Source organism: Streptomyces fuscigenes (genome assembly GCF_021556455.1).
Classification (GTDB): domain Bacteria; phylum Actinomycetota; class Actinomycetes; order Streptomycetales; family Streptomycetaceae; genus Streptomyces; species Streptomyces fuscigenes.
In genome coordinates, this window is the sequence record NZ_JAKGCV010000802.1 from 1 (window position 1) to 1,079 (window position 1,079).

Annotated in this window: 2 protein-coding genes; both read right to left on the reverse strand. The window is 78.3% G+C overall.

Annotated features, from left to right (window positions below; genetic code table 11):
- Positions 1-181: 181 nt before the first annotated feature.
- On the reverse strand, positions 182-631 hold the full coding sequence (locus L1885_RS28665) for an acyl-CoA thioesterase (protein WP_235800050.1): 450 nt from the start codon (positions 629-631) through the stop codon (positions 182-184).
- A 145-nt stretch (positions 632-776) separates the two neighbouring features.
- A partial coding sequence (locus L1885_RS28670) for an ACT domain-containing protein (protein WP_372482063.1) occupies positions 777-1,079 on the reverse strand: 303 nt, incomplete at its 5' end.

Genomic DNA, 1,079 nt, shown 5'->3' on the forward strand with positions numbered 1-1,079 from the left:
GCCACCCGCCTGGCCCCGGCCCCGGCCCCGGCCCGGCCGATCCCCCACCACCCGGCGTCCTGCTCCCCGCCGGCCGGTCCCCCGCCGTCCGGCGCCCCGCCGATCCGTCGCCGCCGTCCGGCGCCCCGTCGCTCGCTCCCCCATCGGCCGGCGCCCGGCCTTCGCCCTGCCGTCCCGCCGCTCAGTCCTCCTCGGCCCCCGGCCGCAGGAGGGCGGTGCACAGCTCGCGCGCCCGCTCGCTCCACGGCGCGGGCCGCAGCGTCCCGCGGTCCAGGCGCACGACCGTGCGGCGGCCGTGGGCGTACGTGCGGGACCCGTCCGGCGAGCAGACGCGGAAGCCGTAGGTCAGCGAGGTGCGGCCGAGGCGCTCGACCCACAGGTGCACGCCGTAGGTCCCGGGCCGGTCGATCGGGGCGTCGAACCCCACCAGAAGCTCCTTGGCCACGTTGAAGCCGTCGTCCAGCATCTTCCAGTCGGAGGAGTAGGCGACCTCGCGGCGCTGCCAGTACGCGACCCAGGCGCGTTCGGCGAGGACGGCGTAGTGGCTGTTGTAGAGCATGCCGAAGGCGTCGAGGTCGTCGAAGTGGACGGCCCCGGGTTCGAGGACGCCGTAGGCGGCGGTGTCGGACACGGGGCCCCCTTCGCACGGACGGCTGCGCCTGACGCCATCCAAACAGCGGGGCCCGCACCCCGCACGACGAGCGCGTCCCCCCGGCGGCCTCCCCCTGCCAGCCGGGCGGGCCCTCGTCCGTCCTCCCGCGGCGCCGCCGCCCCGCTCAGTCCGCCGCCAGCAGTCCCTCCACCCGCTTGGCCACCATCGCCGCTTCCTCCGCCGCGAGCGGGGTGCCGTCGGGACGGGTCACGTACACCGTGTCGACGGCGTTCGCGCCGAGCGTCGAGACGTGCGCGCTGCGCAGGCGGACGTCCGCCGTCTCCAGGGCGAGCCCGATGCGGTGCAGCAGGCCCGGGGCGTCCTGGGCCCGCACCTCGATCACCGCCGCCTCGCGGGACGCGGCCCGTGCGACGCTCACCCGGGGCGGGGGCGCCGGCGCGCCCCGGCGCCGGGGCCGTGCGGCGTC